Below are 17,560 nucleotides of genomic sequence, written 5' to 3'. Positions count from 1 at the left end.
GCCTAAAGAAAAAACGAGTGTGGAAGTATCCCACATTATCGCGTAATGAAAAAGAAGAAGGCTGTATAAACATACAGCCTTCTTCAGTGTTGCGACATGTCATTTTAACGGTGGTTCAACCCGAATCGATCAGCCTGTTTTTACCGTTTTTTGAGGTTGGTTCGGCGCATCTGACTTCAGGTAGATATTTTCGTAGCAGTAGTTAGTTGCTTGGATGAAACCTTCTACGCTTCCACAGTCAAAGCGTTCGCCTTTGAATTTGTACGCCAGAACGCAGCCGCTTTGCGCTTGTTTCAGCAGGGCATCGGTGATTTGGATTTCTCCGTTTTTGCCTGGTTCTGTTTTCTCAAGGATATCGAAAATATCCGGCGTCAGGATGTAGCGGCCGATGATCGCTAGGTTACTTGGTGCGGTGCCTTGCTCTGGTTTTTCCACCATGTTGTCAACGCGGTAAAGGTTATCACGCATCTCTTCACCGGAAATTACACCGTATTTGTGGGTTTCATCTTCCGGCACTTCTTCTACCGCGACGATTGAGCAGCGGAACTGCTTGTACAACGCAACCATCTGGGAAAGAACACCATCTTCCAAGTTCAAACAAAGGTCATCTGCCAGCACAACGGCAAACGCTTCATCACCTACAAGCTCACGACCAGTCAGGATAGCATGACCCAGGCCTTTCATTTCTTTCTGGCGGATGTAAGTGAATGACGCAGCATCGATGGTGGCGCGAATATCTTCTAGCAGCGCTTCTTTATTGGTGCCGCTAATTTGATGCTCCAACTCGTAGTTTTTGTCAAAGTGATCCATCAGGCTGTGTTTACCACGACCGGTCACGATACACATACCAGTGATGCCTGCCTCAATGGCTTCGTCTACGCCGTATTCGATCAGTGGCTTGTTAACGATAGGCATCATTTCTTTTGGCATCGACTTGGTGGCAGGCAGAAAACGGGTACCGTAGCCAGCAGCAGGAAATAGGCACTTCTTAATCATAGGTTGTCCTTAAAACATTTCATCCAACAATTTGGTCGGAAAGTTAAAAAATTTAGGCGGCAGGGATGTTAACATTAATCAGTTACAATTTGTCTCATTGTTTGATTAAGCGTGCAGAGCGAGTCTTCAACAAGATAGGGTTATCCGATAGGCCAAAAGCCGAGTCGTTTTTCGACCTTACGCACAGCCAGAATGTTCTGTGTGCTCACTCCTATACTGACGGCCACCGCTGCGCCAATGATTCCCCATATTGACGTAAATACCAGTATCAAAGTCACGGTGATAGCCCCTGCAAATAGAGTGATATTACGCAAGTCTCTTTCATAGCCACACATGGTGAGAAGAAATCCGACAGATCCAGTCATCACATTGATGGTCTGGCCAACGGCCAGAATAACCAGAAGTTGACCTGATTGTGAAAACTCTTTACCGAACAGTGCCATGATGGTATCCGGCCAGATGAGAACAACCGTCAACACCGGGATAGAAAACACTACCACCAGACGAGTAGAAAATTGAGCCAAACGTTTCAGCTCGTCGAGCTTATCTGCTTTGAATAGTGCCGAGAACCTCGGAGCAGCGACGAAATTAATGACCATCAACATAAAGCTGATGAGGAGGGACGTTCGTTGAGCTGCAGAAAAATAGGCGACTTCCTCAGAGGTCACAAACAGACCTACAAACACCACCGACGCCCAAGGGATTGCCTGACTGGTGGCCGAAATCAACCAAAGGTTAGGCACAGATTTCCAAAGTGCTGGCATCTTGCGGTCACTGGTATCGAGGTGATGTGTCGGCACTCGAAACCATAGCCACATACCACTTAACACCACTAGCCCGGAGGCAATGACATAAAGCACAGATGCTGTGCTTGCCATTGGATTGGGCTGATAATGGGCGAGCAGCAAGAGAGCGGGTAGTGCAAGGACCGTCACACCAAGTTGCATGGAGCAGACAGAGGCAATGACTTTGCGCGTTGCTTGAAGCGCATAGCCGTTAAGAAAGAACAGGCTGACAAACGGTATCGCCAGAGAAAAATATCTCAGGCTTTCTGTCGCTTCGGGTTTACTAAACACATGGATTGCTAGCCAAGGTGCAGCCAAACAGGTCACTCCACCGACCATCGCCGACAAGGGGAATACTGCAAACAGTGCATTGGTGAAGACTTGATTGGTTAAGTTCGCATTTTCCTGTTCTCCAGCCAGTCCAATAAACCGCAGAAGAGCGTTTTCCATCCCGATCAGGCAGAGAGTGCCCAGCAAAATCGCAAGACTCATACCAAGGAAAAACAGGCCTGATTGTTCTGCGCCAAGTACCTGTGCGGCAACCACGCTAAGCAAAAACGCCGCAGCAGCAGAGAGAACCCGGAAGATGGCTGCAAGGGCTGCGTGAAACAGAAACTGGCGGCGGGCAGGTTCCATGGATTGAATTCGGTGAACAAGTTGAGAAATCATGGAACGGCCTTACCAGGGAAAGACGAAAGGAACAAGAGAAAGCACAAGCACACCATAAACCAGACTCAAAGGCAGCCCTGCTTTGAGGTAGTCTCTCGGCACATAACGACCTGCGGTATAAACCATCAGGTTGGTTTGATAACCAAAAGGGGAGAGAAAACTGGAGCTGGCTGCAAAGGCTACGGTCATGATAAATGGCATAGGATCAATTTGATATTGAGCGGCAATTGCCAAGCCAACCGGAAAGCTTATCGCTGCAGCGGCATTATTGGTGATAAGCTCGGTCATCAACCAGGTGGCAAGATACAAAATGACCAATGCCCCGAAAGCGCCGCCTGCCTGTCCGATGTTCATAATGAAGTTTGCAAGCGTATCTGCAAGCCCTGTCAGGGAAATAGCTTGCGCTAAACCCAAGGCTGAACCAATCACCAGAACCAGCTCAAACGGGAAGCGACGTCTTAAGTCATGAATAGACACCAGACGCGTTCCCACAGCAATGGCCAGCAGCAGAATCAAGCCCTTGTAGAGTGGTAGCCAGTCCATAAAGCTAGCCACAAGCGCGGTAATTGCGCCGACACTGAAAAGAAGGGACTGAGAGTGCGAGAGCAGAGCATTGTTTTCCTGTTGCCCCACAAGGATAAAATTCTGAGCCAGGTTTCCCTGCGTGAAAAAATCTTCACCGACAGCCAAAACCAAGAAATCGCCACCTTGGAGTTTTATTTGACCTAAACCGCCACTCATTTGGACCTCACCACGCTTGACGGCGACCACGGCTGCACCGAATTGAGCCCGAAAATTGAGGGACTTTATTGTTTTTCCAGAGATGACTGCATTTGGAGTGACCACCACACTGACGAGGTTGTCAGAGGGAAGCTGTTCGCCCTGCGTTTTCAGCGATAGTCCCTTGAACTTATCTAGTAACGCGGTCGCCTCAAGATCGCCGGAGAAAACCAAGATGTCGCCACCTTGCAGATGTTCAGAGGGAGACACCGGTGAAATGATGTGTTCTCGTCGTACTATCTCGACAAGGAACAATCGCTCCAGATGGCGAAGTCCGCTTTGACCGACGCTTTGGCCAGCAAGTGGTGAGTTTTCATCGAGCTGGGATTCTAAAAGATAAGCCTGGGAGGCTTCGTCCTCATTGCCGCTCCGGCTTGGCAACAGCTTGATGGAGATCAGGGTTATCACCATGACACCAAGGAGAAATAAGGGTAAGCCAATCAATGTGAAGTCGAAAAAGCCAATACCCGGTAATCCGGCATTGAGGGTAAAACCATTCACCAACAGGTTAGTGGAAGTGCCAATTAAGGTCATGGTGCCACCTAAAATAGCAGCATAAGAAAGTGGAATAAGAAGTTTGCTGGCCGGATACGCGCTTCTCGTCATAATTCGCATCAGGGTAGAGACCACGGCCGTATTATTGATAACAGCAGAAAGCAAACCCGCGGAAAGCGTGGTTTGGAATGCGACTTTCCTCAAACTACCACTGGTACACCAGCGACCAAGCGTACTGATAAGCGGTGTGCGCTCGAGTATCACTGAGACCATCACCAGCAATACCAGAGTGATCAGGGCGGTGTTGGTGAAGTTGTTGAAAAGCTGGATAGCAGGCACGATATCGAGCAGTAAGAGTGCAGTAAACACACCACCAAACACCAGAGCTGGACGCAGGTTGGTCAGCAGGAGTGTGATTAGCAGTCCTGCGATCAAAAGTGCTACCACCAACATTGGTCAGGCCTCATAAATCAAGAGCAGAGCATCACGTTGTTTTTCAGCACTGAAATCGTGGTTAAATGCATCAATAGCTTGCTGATAATCTGGATGATCAGGGCGCTGACAATAGGTGACAATTTGCTTGGCCATAGTATCCGGCGAGCTCGCCATAAACGGATAGTGTAGGTTTTGGGTGGCTCCGATAATGCGTAATACCATCGGAATACGAAGCTTTGCGGCTTCAAGAATGGTGAGAGGCATGCCTTCCCACGCGGCAGTATGAAGGTATAAATCGGCATTGTTCAGGGTTTGCATCAGCTGCATGTGGGGGATCATTCCGGTGACCTCCACACCCGCTTCACGAAGTGCTTTTTCCATGTCAGGATCGCCACCACCCAACCAATGCAGTTTGATTTGGGTGGCTTCTGGGTATTCGTTCAGACTGGTAATAGTATCCAGCAGAAACTGCGGGTCTTTTTGTGGCGAGATCCGCCCAACAACCATCACATTGTAGGGGGGCGTTTCATTGTCAGCCTCAAGTGATGCCAATTCCTTATCAAGGTCAGCATAGTTATTAAGGTGTACCGCTTTTTTGGCGCCAAGCGCAAAACCAAGCTCACATTCCCTCTCGCTGCAGCCAGCAATCATGTCGATACGGGATAAGCCTAGTTTCTCAAGGCGCATGTACACTTCCTGCATGAAATCAGAAATGTCCCGGCGTTCAAATGCGTAGCAATGCGGGGTGTAGACAATTGTGGTGTTGCCTTTTTTGGGTAGAAACCGACCCAGAAACCCGGCAAAGCTGGAATGAAGGTGGATCACATCTGGTTGCAGCTGAAGTACCGCTTTTCTCGCTTCACGGAAGAAAGCCAATAATCCCCCTTCCACGGTTTGAACATCATCGAAGAGGGTAGTGATCGCCATACCGGTATCATCATTGGTGCGTAGCCTGGCAAACAGATGATGACGAATCGGGGCCCCTTGGGTCGATTTCGCATAGCTGCAGAGCGCGGTTTGAATACCGCCGCCAAACGCTTCCGTAATATGGAGAACGGTTTTCATTACTGCCCCCATTTCTTCTTAAATTGAGTGATTTCCTCTTCACTGAAGACGGTGCGATACAAAGGCGCATCATAGAGATGGAACAAACGCTCAAAGGGATAGGTTTCTTTAAAGCGTTGATAAAGCGCGGAATACCATTTGTTGGACGCTTCATTGCTTGATTGCAGCTTGAAATCCGGCAGTTCAAGAAATTCACCCAGCACATCTGTTGATTGGTTAATCGCTTCACATTTCATTAGCAGCACATCGCAGCCACCTTGCTCGATACGCCAGTGCGTTTGCGATGGGTCCTGAACATGTTTAAGCACATCAATGTCGAACTGACGCTTTAGTTCCCTATCGAACCAATCGGTGAAGTAATCCAGACGCATCTGGGTTTCAAAGGCATCAGTCAGGTGGCGCAGTGTGGCATCCATATCGCCATGAATGGCTTCATTCTTTTTACCTGCAATGAACTGAATGTGCAGATCCTGGAAAAAGCGCGACACGACGGTCGCGATAGGATCGCGCACCAGCGTGATGATCTTCAGGTGATCACGTTTTTGTAGAATACGTTTTCGGTGAGAAAGGGTCAGCTTGTATGCCGCACGGATGTGCCAGTCGAAGAAACAGGCCACGTCATCGGTATTGTGGTACATCTGAAACTCTTCGTTGTCGTCGAAGGTGTGGATGTGCCAACTCGGGATACCGGCATGTTCAAGGGATGCTTCAATGGATGATGAGCCAACCTTACCCATTTGGTAAACCAGGACAAAATCCGGCGCATTCAGAGTTTGGTCAAAAGCGCGTTGTCGGGCTAGGCTGAACTTCATTTCTTATCCTCTTGAAACTCAATAGTAGAAAGCGGCGTCACGGCGTTCGAGGAAGCGTCAATCGAAGACATGGACGCCTCGGAAACAGGCTCAGGGGCCGTGCGCGTATTGATGAAAAATGGAAACAGGAACATCAGCATGATGGTGCTGTTAACGGCCACAAACAGCACCATGGCCAGAATGTACACCGCAAGTAGAAAGGCCACTGGATTGATAAACCGCTGCCCGAAAAGGTGGCGAAGCCCCAGTAAGAAGCCACCTATCAATATCGTCAGACCAACCAGCCCGTATTCAACCGCCACATCGAGGGCGAAGTTGTGGGTATAAATCGCGAGCTCCTGGTTCTGGAAATAGTTGGCGATGTAGACAGGGAGCATCTTGGGGCCGACGCCGAAAATGGGGTATTCCAGAAACAGGGCAAAACCATTAGCGAGCAGGAGCTTTCGCCAAAGCTCAGAATCCCAGCGCGCTTCGTGCTGGTCGGCAAACAGGATGTCGAACTGGGTAAACTCAAACTTATCGAGGATGGCGTGAGTGCCAACCATGTACCAGATAGAAAGCAGCGTCAGAATGCCGCCCAGAAAACCGAGGGTTCCCAGCGCAAAAGCGGTTTGTCGTGAACGTGGATGATGCACTTCCCGGCAGAACACCAGATCGCAGGCGACAAGCATTGCTATACCTAGCAAGGCTTTGCGTTCACCGGACATCAAGAGCATCACGACTGCCGCAGCCAATAACACATGACCGAACCGGATTTGGTTACGTAGGATGTAGAGCAGGGCGCAGGTGAAACCAAAGAAGTATTTGGTATTTCCAAGCTGTTTGAAGTCGTTGAACGCGGGGTGCATCAAGTGCCAGCCCGCGGTGTAAAGGGCGCCGGCAAAAGTATAAAGCGCCAGCAGCGATAGAAAACGTGGTGAAGCCAGTAAGCCAGCCTGATGTAAAACTCCTAGAAAGGCGGCAACGGAAAGCCACTGGATCATTTCAATGATCACCAGTTTCAGCGGGACATCATTGATAATGCCTGAAAGCGCAATGTAGATGACAAACACAAAGATGAAGCCGCCCGCTTTAAGTGTCGACTGCAGCAATTGTCCGCGCAATGCAGTAAGCATAAGAAAGCCAAGCGAAGCGATACCGAGAAAATCGGCCAGATACAGGCTGATGCCGGCGACCGCGATTTTCGTCGGGACAAAAAACAGGACAACGGCAAGGGCAGCCGCATGCTCAAGCGATCTTGTCATCCGCCAGCTCCTGATAAGCCTGATAATATTGCTCGCGGAATGTCTCCAGCTTGTACAGCTGACAGCGTGACAAAGAACGTTGTGAGGCTTTGGCATACTCCTGTGGGTCTTCACAGATGGAAGCAATCCTTTGGGCGAGTGCGTCGTCGTCACCTAAAGGAAACAGATATTCATCAGTACCAATGACTTCATCAATGCCTTGAACGTTTGACGCGAGCACTGGCAATCCTGCTGCCATGCCTTCCACTGCAGCCAGACCAAACCCTTCAATAATCGTGCTCTGCACATAGATATTCAGACTGTCCAAAAACACTGGAATATCTGAACGCACACCATGGAAGACCACTCTGTTTTCAAGACCAAGCTCTTTGACCAAGGTTTCGTATTCCCTGCGGCGATCGCCATCGCCTGCAAGGTGAAGCTCATAACGGGCTGGTAACTTGGCCAGTGCACGTATCAGTGTGGGGTGATCTTTGTAAGGATGCAGTCGACCCGCCATGCCGATACGGATGGGTGCGTCTTCGATGGGGAGCTGCTTCTCTTGCATAGAAAATTTGCTGAGGTTGATGCCATTGAGGATCACCGAATAGTGCTTTTTCCAATGCGGGAGAAAATCTTCCAGCGCATTTTTTACCTGCCCTGTTATGCACACGGTTTTCTGGTAACGCCAGTAAAGCAGCCACTCCAAAGGTTTCATCCAGATGTGGTCGCGGCGTCGGTTATGCGAGTTGTGTTCGGTTTGAATACGCTTCTTACCAAACGCTGCCAGTGCCACGTAAATAGAGGGAAATAGGTGGCCATGTACCACATCAGGCCATCCTAAAATTTGCCATTTTTCCTTTAGAGACAGCTTTTTCCAGACGATGCATTCCACACCGGCAGCTTCCAGCTCGCCGGACAGGTCGTTGATATCGTCCAAGATCACGATCTTGCTCTCGTATCCCTCAGGCGTTGGGCACACTAAATCGACGACAAAACGCTGCGCGCCGCCGTTTCGTGACAGATCATTAATAATGTGCAGTACTTTTACCGCCATGGTGGTGCTTCTCTCTTCCCCAGGGTCTGTTAACCTTTGGGGGTAAAATTTTGTTCTAGCCATAAGCGTTTTAGGCGCGGCGAGGTGTGTGTCGCCTAGAGGTTCTAAGCAAACACACCTTAACAAAGCATAAAACGCTTAGGGCAGAACCCTTCGGGCAGCGTTTGTGGGGACTTTCTCCTGCGTTATCGGCTTCTCATGGAGGCTAGCTACACATCGATGCCTCTGCCTTGTATAAAGTCCCCACAAACTGCTGCAAAAATCATCACCAAAGGTCAACAGACCCTCGCCTTTAGCGTCAACGTATCCACGTTATCCCCCCGATCATTCGACCGATTTGGTTTCCCATTCCGGGTAGTGCTCGCGGATGTAGCGGTTCAACGCAATTTCTGCCGCGGTGTAGGTACGTTTTGCTTTTTGTTCATGTGGTGCGTGGAGTGCTTCCACCATGCCAGCTCCCACCGTGATATTGGTGAGACGGTCAATCACAATGAACGCGCCTGTTTTATGGTTCAGGCTGTAATTATCTGCCGCGACCGGTGCATTCAGACGTAAATCCACTTTGCCGATTTCATTCAGTGCCAATTCATTGGCTGACAGCGTTTCGAAGCTGTTGATATCGACTTTGTGTTCAATACCAGTAATGCGACCTGTCACGTTATGACTGGCGAACTTGAAGTCATAGTCACGTTTGGTCTTCATGGTGTCCTGCGACATCCAGACAATGCTGGCGCTCAGGCTGTCCGTAACAGTAGGGGCGGTGTCCGGGTGAACTAACATGTCACCACGGGAAATATCGATTTCGTCTGCTAAAGTCACGGTCACCGCATTTTTCGGCGCAATGGCATCGAGTTCACCGTCATAAGTCACAATCGACGTTACTGTGCTCTGCTGACCAGACGGCAGTGCCATCACAGTATCGCCCTTGCGCAGGATGCCGGAAGCAAGAGTGCCGCAGTAACCACGAAAATCGAGATTAGGGCGGTTCACAAATTGAACGGGGAAGCGCATCTGGTCGAGGTTCTGGTCGCGGCTGATTTGTACGCCTTCGAGCAGGCCCATTAAGGATGGTCCCTTGTACCAAGGTGTGTTTTCGCTGGCGCCGACGACGTTATCGCCTGCCAGCGCAGAAATCGGCACATAGCGGACATCTTTGATACCCAGCTGGGAGGCCATTGCCTGATATTCAGCCTGGATGGACTCAAACACGGTTTGGTTAAAGTTCACCAAATCCATTTTGTTCACAGCAACCACTACATGCTTGATACCGAGCAGGCTGACAATGTAGCTATGGCGGCGGGTTTGGGTCAGCAATCCTTTACGCGCATCGACCATCACAATCGCGAGTTCGCAGTTGGATGCTCCGGTTGCCATGTTGCGGGTGTATTGCTCATGCCCCGGACAGTCTGCGATGATGAACTTGCGTTTCTCTGTCGAGAAATAGCGATAGGCCACATCAATGGTGATGCCCTGTTCACGCTCAGATTGCAGACCATCAACCAGCAGTGCGAGATCCAATGCTTCCCCCGCGTTACCCACGCGGGCATTGTCCTTGTGGAGGCTGGTGAGGTGATCTTCAAAAATCAGTTTGGTATCAAACAGCAGGCGACCAATCAGGGTCGATTTGCCGTCGTCCACGCTGCCGCAGGTCAGCAGGCGCAGCAAGTCCTTGTTTTCATGCTGATGAAGATAGGCTTCGATGTCCGATGCGATCAGCGATGAGCTATGACTCATGAGTCACTCCTTGTGCAGGCAAGCAAATGTTTAAATGGTTTTCGAGGCTTATGGTTTTTAGAAGTAGCCTTCGCGTTTTTTCTGCTCCATGGAGCCCGCCTGATCGTGGTCAATTACGCGGCCTTGCCGCTCTGAAGTTTTGGTCAGCAACATTTCCTGAATAATCTCAGGCAGAGTGGCAGCCGTGGATTCCACAGCACCTATTAACGGGTAGCAGCCAAGGGTGCGGAATCGCACAGATTTCATCTTCGGCTTTTCGCCTTTTTCCAAAGGCATACGGTCATCATCCACCATGATCAGAGTGCCGTCGCGCTCAACCACTGGGCGCTTCTCGGCAAAGTACAGCGGTACGATGTCGATGTTTTCCAGGTAGATGTATTGCCAGATATCCAGCTCGGTCCAGTTGGAGAGCGGGAATACACGGATACTCTCACCTTTGTTCACACGGCCGTTGTATATGTCCCAAAGTTCCGGACGCTGATTTTTTGGGTCCCAGCGGTGGTGCTTGTCGCGGAAGGAGTAAACACGTTCCTTGGCGCGGCTTTTTTCTTCATCACGGCGAGCACCACCAAAAGCCGCATCGAAGCCGTATTTATCCAGTGCCTGCTTCAGGGCTTGGGTTTTCATCATGTCGGTATGTTTGGCACTCCCGTGGGTAAACGGCCCCATGCCCATGTCCACGCCCTCTTGATTAATGTGAACCAGAAGATCGAGGCCATGACGCTTTGTGAACTCATCACGGAAGGTGATCATTTCCTTGAACTTCCAGGTCGTATCGACGTGGAGAAGCGGAAACGGCGGTTTACCTGGGTGAAAGGCTTTCATCGCAAGGTGGAGCATAACTGCCGAATCTTTACCGATGGAGTAAAGCATCACAGGATTGTCGAACTCAGCCACCACTTCGCGGATGATGTGTATAGACTCGTTCTCAAGCTGTTTAAGATGGGTTTGGTTTAGCGAAATCACATCCGCCATGGTTATTCCTTTTTACGTTGTCAGCGGGTAACGCTGGTGGAAAGCATCAATAAAATCGTTAAGCAATTCAGCGGGCAGGGCATTGATCCCCGCTGCCGCTTTTCGTCCGCCACCCGTTGGGAAAGCGGCTGCCAGTTCATCGGCACCGACGCGGTTTTTCAGCGGCGCGCGGATACTGACCAGATAATTGCCGTCAGCCTTTGCCGTGATCACCGCATTGGCGACTTCCGGGTCACGGTTGGTTAAGTCGTTGGAATAAACCCCACTTATCCGTCGTGCCCAGGCTTCGTCCGGCAACATAAATACCCGTGAGCCAGTACGTTCTGAATAAGGGGTAATGGCGGCTGCTTTCTCGCTGTCGCCAGTAAAGCCATCTTCCAGCGTCGCATACACATCCGGACGCTCGGCAATAAAGTTGAAAGGCGAAGGATAAGCCGCCATCAAGCGGTAAATTTCCGCTGGCGGGAACAGCAAATCACTGAGTGATGAGCCGTAACCGTTGTAGTTGAGATAGGTACCGAACTGCATCAATTTGACGCGGTCCTGATCGCACAGACCGGACTTTTTCGCCAGGGTATCGGCGGTGGCAATCATGTTGTCGCCGTAAGCGCCGACCAGCGCCCACTCGCGGTAACGGCCATCCAGCAGCTTATCGACAATCAGGCTGGTACAGGTGTTGGCCGCGGTGTTGATGTGAGTGGTCAGTGACGGGTGATCCGGCACCTCGCCCGGATTGTGGTGATCGGCATAAAACACACGCACACCCTGAGTCAGTAGGTTATCCAGCGCTGCGCGGTTTTTTTCCATCGCCACATCCAGCACCGTCACATCTTGCGCGACGGCAGGGTCGACTTGTTTTAATAGGGCGATATCGCGTTTTACCCCAGTGATCAGCACACTGTCTTTAGGGGTCGCGAGGCGAAGCTGGAGCAGGGCGCAAATCCCATCGGCATCGCCGTTAAAAACATCAAAACTGGTTTTCATTTGTCTTGTTAATCCTTGTTCTGGAAGCGATTAACTCGCTTCCAATGTTTCGTCATCTTGTTTGTTATTATTGTAATAACCATAGTGCAGCTTGTATTTTTCCTCCGCATAGCGCGCAGAGAGTTGGTTAAGCACCACACCATCGATGGCGATGTCATGTCGAACAAGTTGGCTGATTGAACGGTTGACCTGTTTCTCGGTAGTCGCTTCCGCTTTCACTACCAGGATCATGCCGCCAGCCAGACGCCCCAGAATCAGACCATCACTCACGATCTGAACCGGTGGGGTATCGAGAATGATTCGGTCATAGCTTTGTTTCAGCTGATTGATGAGCGTCGTGAACTTGGTTGAGCCCAGAAGTTCCTGTGGATTGGATGGAAGCAGACCCGCAGGAAGAATATCGAGTTGCGTGTCTTCATCGTGATAGATACAGTCGGTGACCGGCATCCCCATGACCAGTACATTGCTCAATCCCGCCTGATTACGCGGCATTCCGTAGCGTTGTCCAATCGCCGACATCCTCAAATCACAGTCAATCAGAAGCGTACGTTCCATTTTTGCTAGCGACTGGGCAAGGCTCATGGCAACCGTGGTTTTCCCTTCTGAAGGCAGGGAAGAGGTCACGGCCAGCACATTGCGTTGGCTGTTGGTCAGTGAGAGCAAAATAGAGGTGCGGATGGTGCGGACAGATTCACTGAACAGGGCTTCATCCGGATCAAGATAGATGGTGTGATCAAGCGGCGCATTTTTGAAACGCTTTGCCTTCACGCGTGGTAGGTATCCCAGGTGCTGCAATCCCAGTTTCTCCTCAACATCGTCAGGTTTTTCAATGGTGTTGCGGTAAGCATCCGCTAAAAACGCACCAACGATACTGAGCAGCAGGGCGAATGCGGCGCTGATCACGATCAATTTGCCCGTCTGAGGGCTGGATGGATGTTGAGGGATAGTCGCACGATCCGTGAAGCGCGCGTTCACTGCATCGAAGTCACCAGCGACTGTGGTTTCTTTCTGGCGGTTCAGGAACAAATCGTAAAGTTGACGGTTAGAGTCAACGTCGCGCTTGAGTGACTCGTACTGTGCACGTTTTGCACTGATATTCTGGTAATCGCTCTTCTTACTTTCAAGCTCTGCTGCCAGCGCGCGTTCTTGCTGACGTGCACTGTTCAGTTCTTTTTCAATGCCTTGCGCCAGATTATTGATCACCGAGTACATACGTTCGCGGACCGAGTCCAACTGCGCCTGTGCCTGGATCATTTTGTCGTGTTTTGGGCCGTAACGTTTGGCAAGCTCTGACACCCTGCGCTCAGCATCGGTTTCGGCGTTTTTCACGTCCCGAACCTGTGGGTGGTTGGAGATTTCCGGCACTGTCATCAGGCTGCCGCTGGCGTTGTTCTTCAGTTGGTCAAACAGGCTTTGCGCTGCAACGCGACGCTCACGGGCTTCGTTGACACGGATAGACAGGTTAGTGAGTTCTGAGCCTGCCAACTGGTCGATGTCATCAAGCTCAATCAGCCCTTCTTCTTTCAGGAAGTTGGTCAGGGCAAGCTCGGCAGCATCCAGATTGTCTTTCAGTTCTGTGAGGCGCTCGGTGATCCAGAACGATGCAGTTTGGGTGGCCACCAAACGGGCTTCCAGATTGGACTCAATGTAAGCCTGACCAAGGGCATTGGCGACTTTCGCTGCCAGCTCTGGGTCGATCGAGCCAAAATGCACATGCACCAACTGGGTGTTGCGGATAGGCTCAATAGTCAGGTGAGATTTGAATTTGTTCAGTACGGCTTCACGTGCCGCTGCGTCATCCGCCATTTCTGATGGCGAAGGGGGCGTAGGCAAGAATTGCTGCAAAGGCCCAATTTGATAAAGGAAGCCGAGCAGTTTCTCACGGCCTGAAAGCTCGCCAACCTCCTTGTTAAATTCCCTGATGTTGGCTATGCCAAGCTCTTCAATCACTTTTTCGGCGATATGGTTGGAGCGCAGGATCTCAAATTGGGTTTGGTAATACTCTTTCTTGCTGGTGTCGAGGGTATAGACCTCTTCAATAGATACTGCCTTGCTAGCTTCCGATTCAATGAGTAGGGTAGCAGTCGCACGGTAAACTGGGGTAATAGCAAGAATAAGCACTGTTGCAACCAAGGTAACCGCCGCCACGAACATTGCAATCGGCAACCAGTAACGCAGGATGATACCGACGTAACGCTTAAGATCGAGACGCTCTGGTTCATTGGCCGGGGTAGGCTCGATTAGTTTCATGATTTTTATGAGTCCTTTTAATCTTCCGTGCGCAAAAAAGCTGTTCTGTTAGGCTGGCTTCTTAGAAGAAGCTCTGATCCACAACGATGATATCGCCTGGGCCTACAGACTTAGATAGTCCAACTTTGTTCTCTGTTTTTCCGCTTTTGGCTTCTGTCTGTTGAATTTTGTTTCTTGATGCGCGGTCAGTGAAACCGCCGGCAATGGCAATGGCCTTACCAATCGTCAAGCCGGGCTGATAGTCATAGCCGCCTGGGTGATGCACCTCACCGTTAACGTAAAACTTACGGAACTGAATCACATTGACTGTCACTTTTGGGTCAATGAGGTAGTCACCTTTCAAACCTTTTTGAATAATTTCTTGAAGCTGTCCGACTGTTTTTCCTGCTGCTTCCAACCTGCCGAGATAAGGGTAATCAAACCGCCCACGGGTGCTGAGAAGAATATCCATGGAGAGGTCCTCTTCGCCATACACTTTGATAGCAATTCTGTCACCGTCATCGAGCTCATACTGCTCATTATCAGCATATGCGGTGACTGAAAATGTCAGCAGGGCTAAACAAATAAAGAAAAAGCGTCTGATCACAGACTTACCTCCATGCCGATGAAAAATCGTGTTTGATCGTAACTATAACCAGGCTGCGTCGAATCGCGCTCAAACCAACCGACGCCGGCGGATATATCCCACCAACGGGCAATGCTGTATGTCGCACTGACATCGAACTGGCTGTCGTCATCTTCGCGAATACCCGGATAGTTATTGGTTCCATATCTAACGGAGGTTGTTGTTGTCACTAATGGGGTCCATTTATGCTCCCAGTCAAGCTTGATGGATCGATCCTTTACATAGTCGGCATTCAGGTTCGGGTCGCGCGCAAAGTCGCGGACTTCAAAGCGAAACTCACTGTAATCAGTCGGTTGCCATTTAAGTCTTAGCTGCCAGCTGAGACCCTGGAAGTTGGAGCGTTGGTCACTGTCAAAGTCTTTATTCTGGAAGCCAAGCAACAGGCGACCTTGAGTCTTACCAGTAACGTCCCAGTCGAGACCTCCATACAGGAAAGTATTGTTATTGTCACGGCTGCCGCCGGGACCCGTAAATAAATGATCGTAGATGCGGATTTCATGGCGGAATATAGCCAGCGCATGGAAATAGCTTGAGACCGCGTAATAAAACTCTCCCGCCACGTAAGGCATGTCCCAGTTATAAAATTTGGTGTCGACAGTGACGCCATTGGTACGGATGAAAACTTCGTCATTATATTCTTTGGCTTCAAAGCCCAGAATGCCTACCAGGCGGCCCGGTGCACCATTAGCGCCGTACATATACCGAGCGTTGGCGTCATGACGCCGGAAACGCAAAGGTTCATCTACCCTCAGGCTGGAGCCTTCTGTTAAACCGGTTCCTCGTGCTTCACTGGCGATGCGGTAGTTGTAATCAAGGTGAAGACGATGACGGATATCGAAAAGCCAGAATGCGTTGCCGTGCAACTCATGGTTTACGTAATCATCTTCGCGGCTATCAGTAAAACTTACCGCATCCAGTGTGTAATCAAACTGATAGGCTGAGCGGTGTGTTTCAAGTTGGGCAACTACTTTGGGGCTCACTCGGTACATGACTGAGTCAACCGAATTGGTTTCTGTTCGGCGTACATTGTCATCATGGCCAGCACTGAATTGCAGTGTCGGAATAATGTCTATGCCGTTTTCCGTTTGATAGGTAAGTGGCTCTAATGCCAATACAGAGAAAGGGGCAGTACACAATGAGTAAAACAATACATTACGGCTTTTCACTCACTTCTCCCTAGTACGCCGTCTTGCTGACAAAGCCCTTAAACACGGTGGCGACAACAATCTTGATGTCCATCCACAGTGACCAGTTCTGGATGTATTCCAAATCGAACTGGATACGCTTTTCCATTTTGTCCAAGGTGTCAGTTTCACCTCGGTAGCCGTTGATTTGTGCCCAGCCTGTAATACCTGGTTTGACTTTATGGCGTAGCATGTAGCGGTCAACAATGGCGCGGTATTGCTCGTTGTGTGCAACGGCATGGGGGCGTGGACCCACGATAGACATCCTACCTTGAAGCACATTAAAGAATTGCGGTAGTTCATCAAGTGAGGTACGACGAATGAATACACCAAAAGGTGTGACACGTGGGTCGTCCTTTATGGCTTGCTTAATGTCATCACCATTGTCCATTACTGACATGGAGCGGAACTTCCACACATTGATTTTGCTGCCATCCAGCCCATAGCGATGTTGCTTAAAGATCACCGGACCTGAGGATGAGAGTTTCACGCCAATGGCAACGACCAGCAAAACTGGGGAAATCAGGAGCAGGATCATGATGGAAAGTACAATATCTTCCAGACGCTTTGCCCAAGCTGCAATGCCGCTAAAGGGGGTATCGTGGACGCTTAGCGTATGAACATGCCCAATGGTTTGCCAGCGGCTGTGCAGCAGGTTGTAAGTGAAAAAGTCCGGTACCAAGTATGTGGTTGTCGTCGTGTCCGCAAATTGATTCAAGTAGCGGGCAATGCGGTCTTTTGCATGCATTGGCATGGCGATGTAGACATGTTGCAACTTACCCAGACGGGCCAGTTCAAGTGCATCACTGACTTTTCCCAGCATAGGAGCGGGCAGAGTGCCTTCAATACGATCGCTGTTTCGGTCTTCGTAAAACCCAAGTAATTTCACTCCAAGCGTTTGATTTTTAATAAACTCATTCGCCAACTCAATGCCGTTAGTTGTGGTGCCAATAATGACAGCATTGCGGATATTGAAGCCGTGACTACTCAGACGGCTAAGTGCTGCTCGCACGATAAAGCGCCAAAGGACAAGGCCTACTGCGGTGCCTGTAAACCAAAGCGTCATTACGACACGGGAAAACTCAATGCCACTTTTCGAAAAGAAGAAATAGGCAACAAGCAGAAAACAAGCGCCACACCATGGCAGTAATGTCGCGACCATTTGCCCTTGGAAGTTACTGATACGCCAAGAGCGATATAGGTGAGAGCTTTCAGCAAACAACAAGTAGAAAATACAAACTAGCGCTGCAAGATGAAGCCAAGCTTCACTTACTGACCCCAGATAGATTTGGCTAACAATTGCGAGAGTGCCGCTGATAACGGCCAAGTCACAAAGTCGATAGAGGATCGCAAACTCTGCGCCGTGCGTACGAATTTTTCTACTTTCCATTCTTTTGACTTTTTGTTGTGAGAAGCACCAGCCGAGAAATTGTCTGTTGCATTTCCCTTGTAAAGAAACGAGCCATTTATCCAAAACTTGCATTTGAATGA

Annotated in this window: 14 protein-coding genes; all 14 read right to left on the bottom strand. The window is 49.9% G+C overall.

The genetic code is table 11. The features are described 5' to 3' along the window. Positions 1-129: 129 nt before the first annotated feature. Positions 130-996: a UTP--glucose-1-phosphate uridylyltransferase GalU gene (gene galU / locus GMA8713_RS03005; RefSeq protein WP_062705591.1), complete on the bottom strand. Its 867-nt coding sequence runs from the start codon at positions 994-996 to the stop codon at positions 130-132. Between the two features lie 140 nt (positions 997-1,136). Continuing rightward, a complete protein-coding gene (locus GMA8713_RS03000) occupies positions 1,137-2,450 on the bottom strand; it encodes an oligosaccharide flippase family protein (RefSeq protein WP_062705589.1) in 1,314 nt (437 codons plus the stop codon). 9 nt (positions 2,451-2,459) lie between these two features. Then, the gene (locus tag GMA8713_RS02995; RefSeq protein ID WP_062705586.1) at positions 2,460-4,178 is read right to left on the bottom strand and encodes an SLC13 family permease; all 1,719 of its coding nucleotides are present in this window, start codon (positions 4,176-4,178) and stop codon (positions 2,460-2,462) included. A 3-nt stretch (positions 4,179-4,181) separates the two neighbouring features. After that, the gene (locus tag GMA8713_RS02990; protein WP_062705583.1) at positions 4,182-5,225 is read right to left on the bottom strand and encodes a glycosyltransferase family 4 protein; all 1,044 of its coding nucleotides are present in this window, start codon (positions 5,223-5,225) and stop codon (positions 4,182-4,184) included. Next, entirely contained in the window at positions 5,225-6,037 is an 813-nt protein-coding gene (locus GMA8713_RS02985; protein ID WP_062705581.1) for a putative capsular polysaccharide synthesis family protein, read from the bottom strand. Before GMA8713_RS02985 ends, GMA8713_RS02990 begins: the two co-directional genes overlap by 1 nt. Further along, positions 6,034-7,281, bottom strand: a complete 1,248-nt coding sequence (locus GMA8713_RS02980) for an O-antigen ligase family protein (protein WP_062705579.1) — start codon at positions 7,279-7,281, stop codon at positions 6,034-6,036. The genes GMA8713_RS02985 and GMA8713_RS02980 overlap by 4 nt, the downstream gene beginning before the upstream one ends. Continuing rightward, the gene (locus tag GMA8713_RS02975; protein WP_062705577.1) at positions 7,265-8,317 is read right to left on the bottom strand and encodes a glycosyltransferase; all 1,053 of its coding nucleotides are present in this window, start codon (positions 8,315-8,317) and stop codon (positions 7,265-7,267) included. The genes GMA8713_RS02980 and GMA8713_RS02975 overlap by 17 nt, the downstream gene beginning before the upstream one ends. Before the next feature lie 324 nt (positions 8,318-8,641). Further along, positions 8,642-10,051 carry a sulfate adenylyltransferase subunit CysN gene (cysN, locus tag GMA8713_RS02970; protein WP_062705574.1) on the bottom strand — a complete coding sequence of 470 codons (1,410 nt, stop codon included), beginning with the start codon at positions 10,049-10,051 and terminating at the stop codon, positions 8,642-8,644. 57 nt (positions 10,052-10,108) lie between these two features. Further along, complete coding sequence (cysD, locus tag GMA8713_RS02965) at positions 10,109-11,026, bottom strand: sulfate adenylyltransferase subunit CysD (protein WP_062705572.1); 918 nt, start codon at positions 11,024-11,026, stop codon at positions 10,109-10,111. Positions 11,027-11,038: 12 nt separating this feature from the next. Continuing rightward, on the bottom strand, positions 11,039-12,010 hold the full coding sequence (locus GMA8713_RS02960) for a DHH family phosphoesterase (protein ID WP_062705569.1): 972 nt from the start codon (positions 12,008-12,010) through the stop codon (positions 11,039-11,041). Between the two features lie 30 nt (positions 12,011-12,040). Beyond that, positions 12,041-14,260, bottom strand: a complete 2,220-nt coding sequence (locus GMA8713_RS02955) for a GumC family protein (RefSeq protein ID WP_062705567.1) — start codon at positions 14,258-14,260, stop codon at positions 12,041-12,043. Between the two features lie 61 nt (positions 14,261-14,321). Beyond that, complete coding sequence (locus GMA8713_RS02950; protein WP_062705565.1) at positions 14,322-14,846, bottom strand: polysaccharide biosynthesis/export family protein; 525 nt, start codon at positions 14,844-14,846, stop codon at positions 14,322-14,324. Next, entirely contained in the window at positions 14,843-16,051 is a 1,209-nt protein-coding gene (locus GMA8713_RS02945; protein WP_062705563.1) for an outer membrane beta-barrel protein, read from the bottom strand. Before GMA8713_RS02945 ends, GMA8713_RS02950 begins: the two co-directional genes overlap by 4 nt. 10 nt (positions 16,052-16,061) lie before the next feature. Beyond that, positions 16,062-17,459 (bottom strand): undecaprenyl-phosphate glucose phosphotransferase, encoded by a 1,398-nt coding sequence (locus tag GMA8713_RS02940; RefSeq protein WP_062705627.1) that lies wholly within the window; start codon positions 17,457-17,459, stop codon positions 16,062-16,064. Positions 17,460-17,560 lie beyond the last annotated feature (101 nt).

It is taken from the genome of Grimontia marina (assembly GCF_900060185.1).
Taxonomy (GTDB): Bacteria; Pseudomonadota; Gammaproteobacteria; order Enterobacterales; family Vibrionaceae; genus Enterovibrio; species Enterovibrio marinus.
The sequence above is the reverse complement of the archived record's forward strand: the minus strand, read 5'-3'. Positions and strand labels throughout refer to the sequence as shown.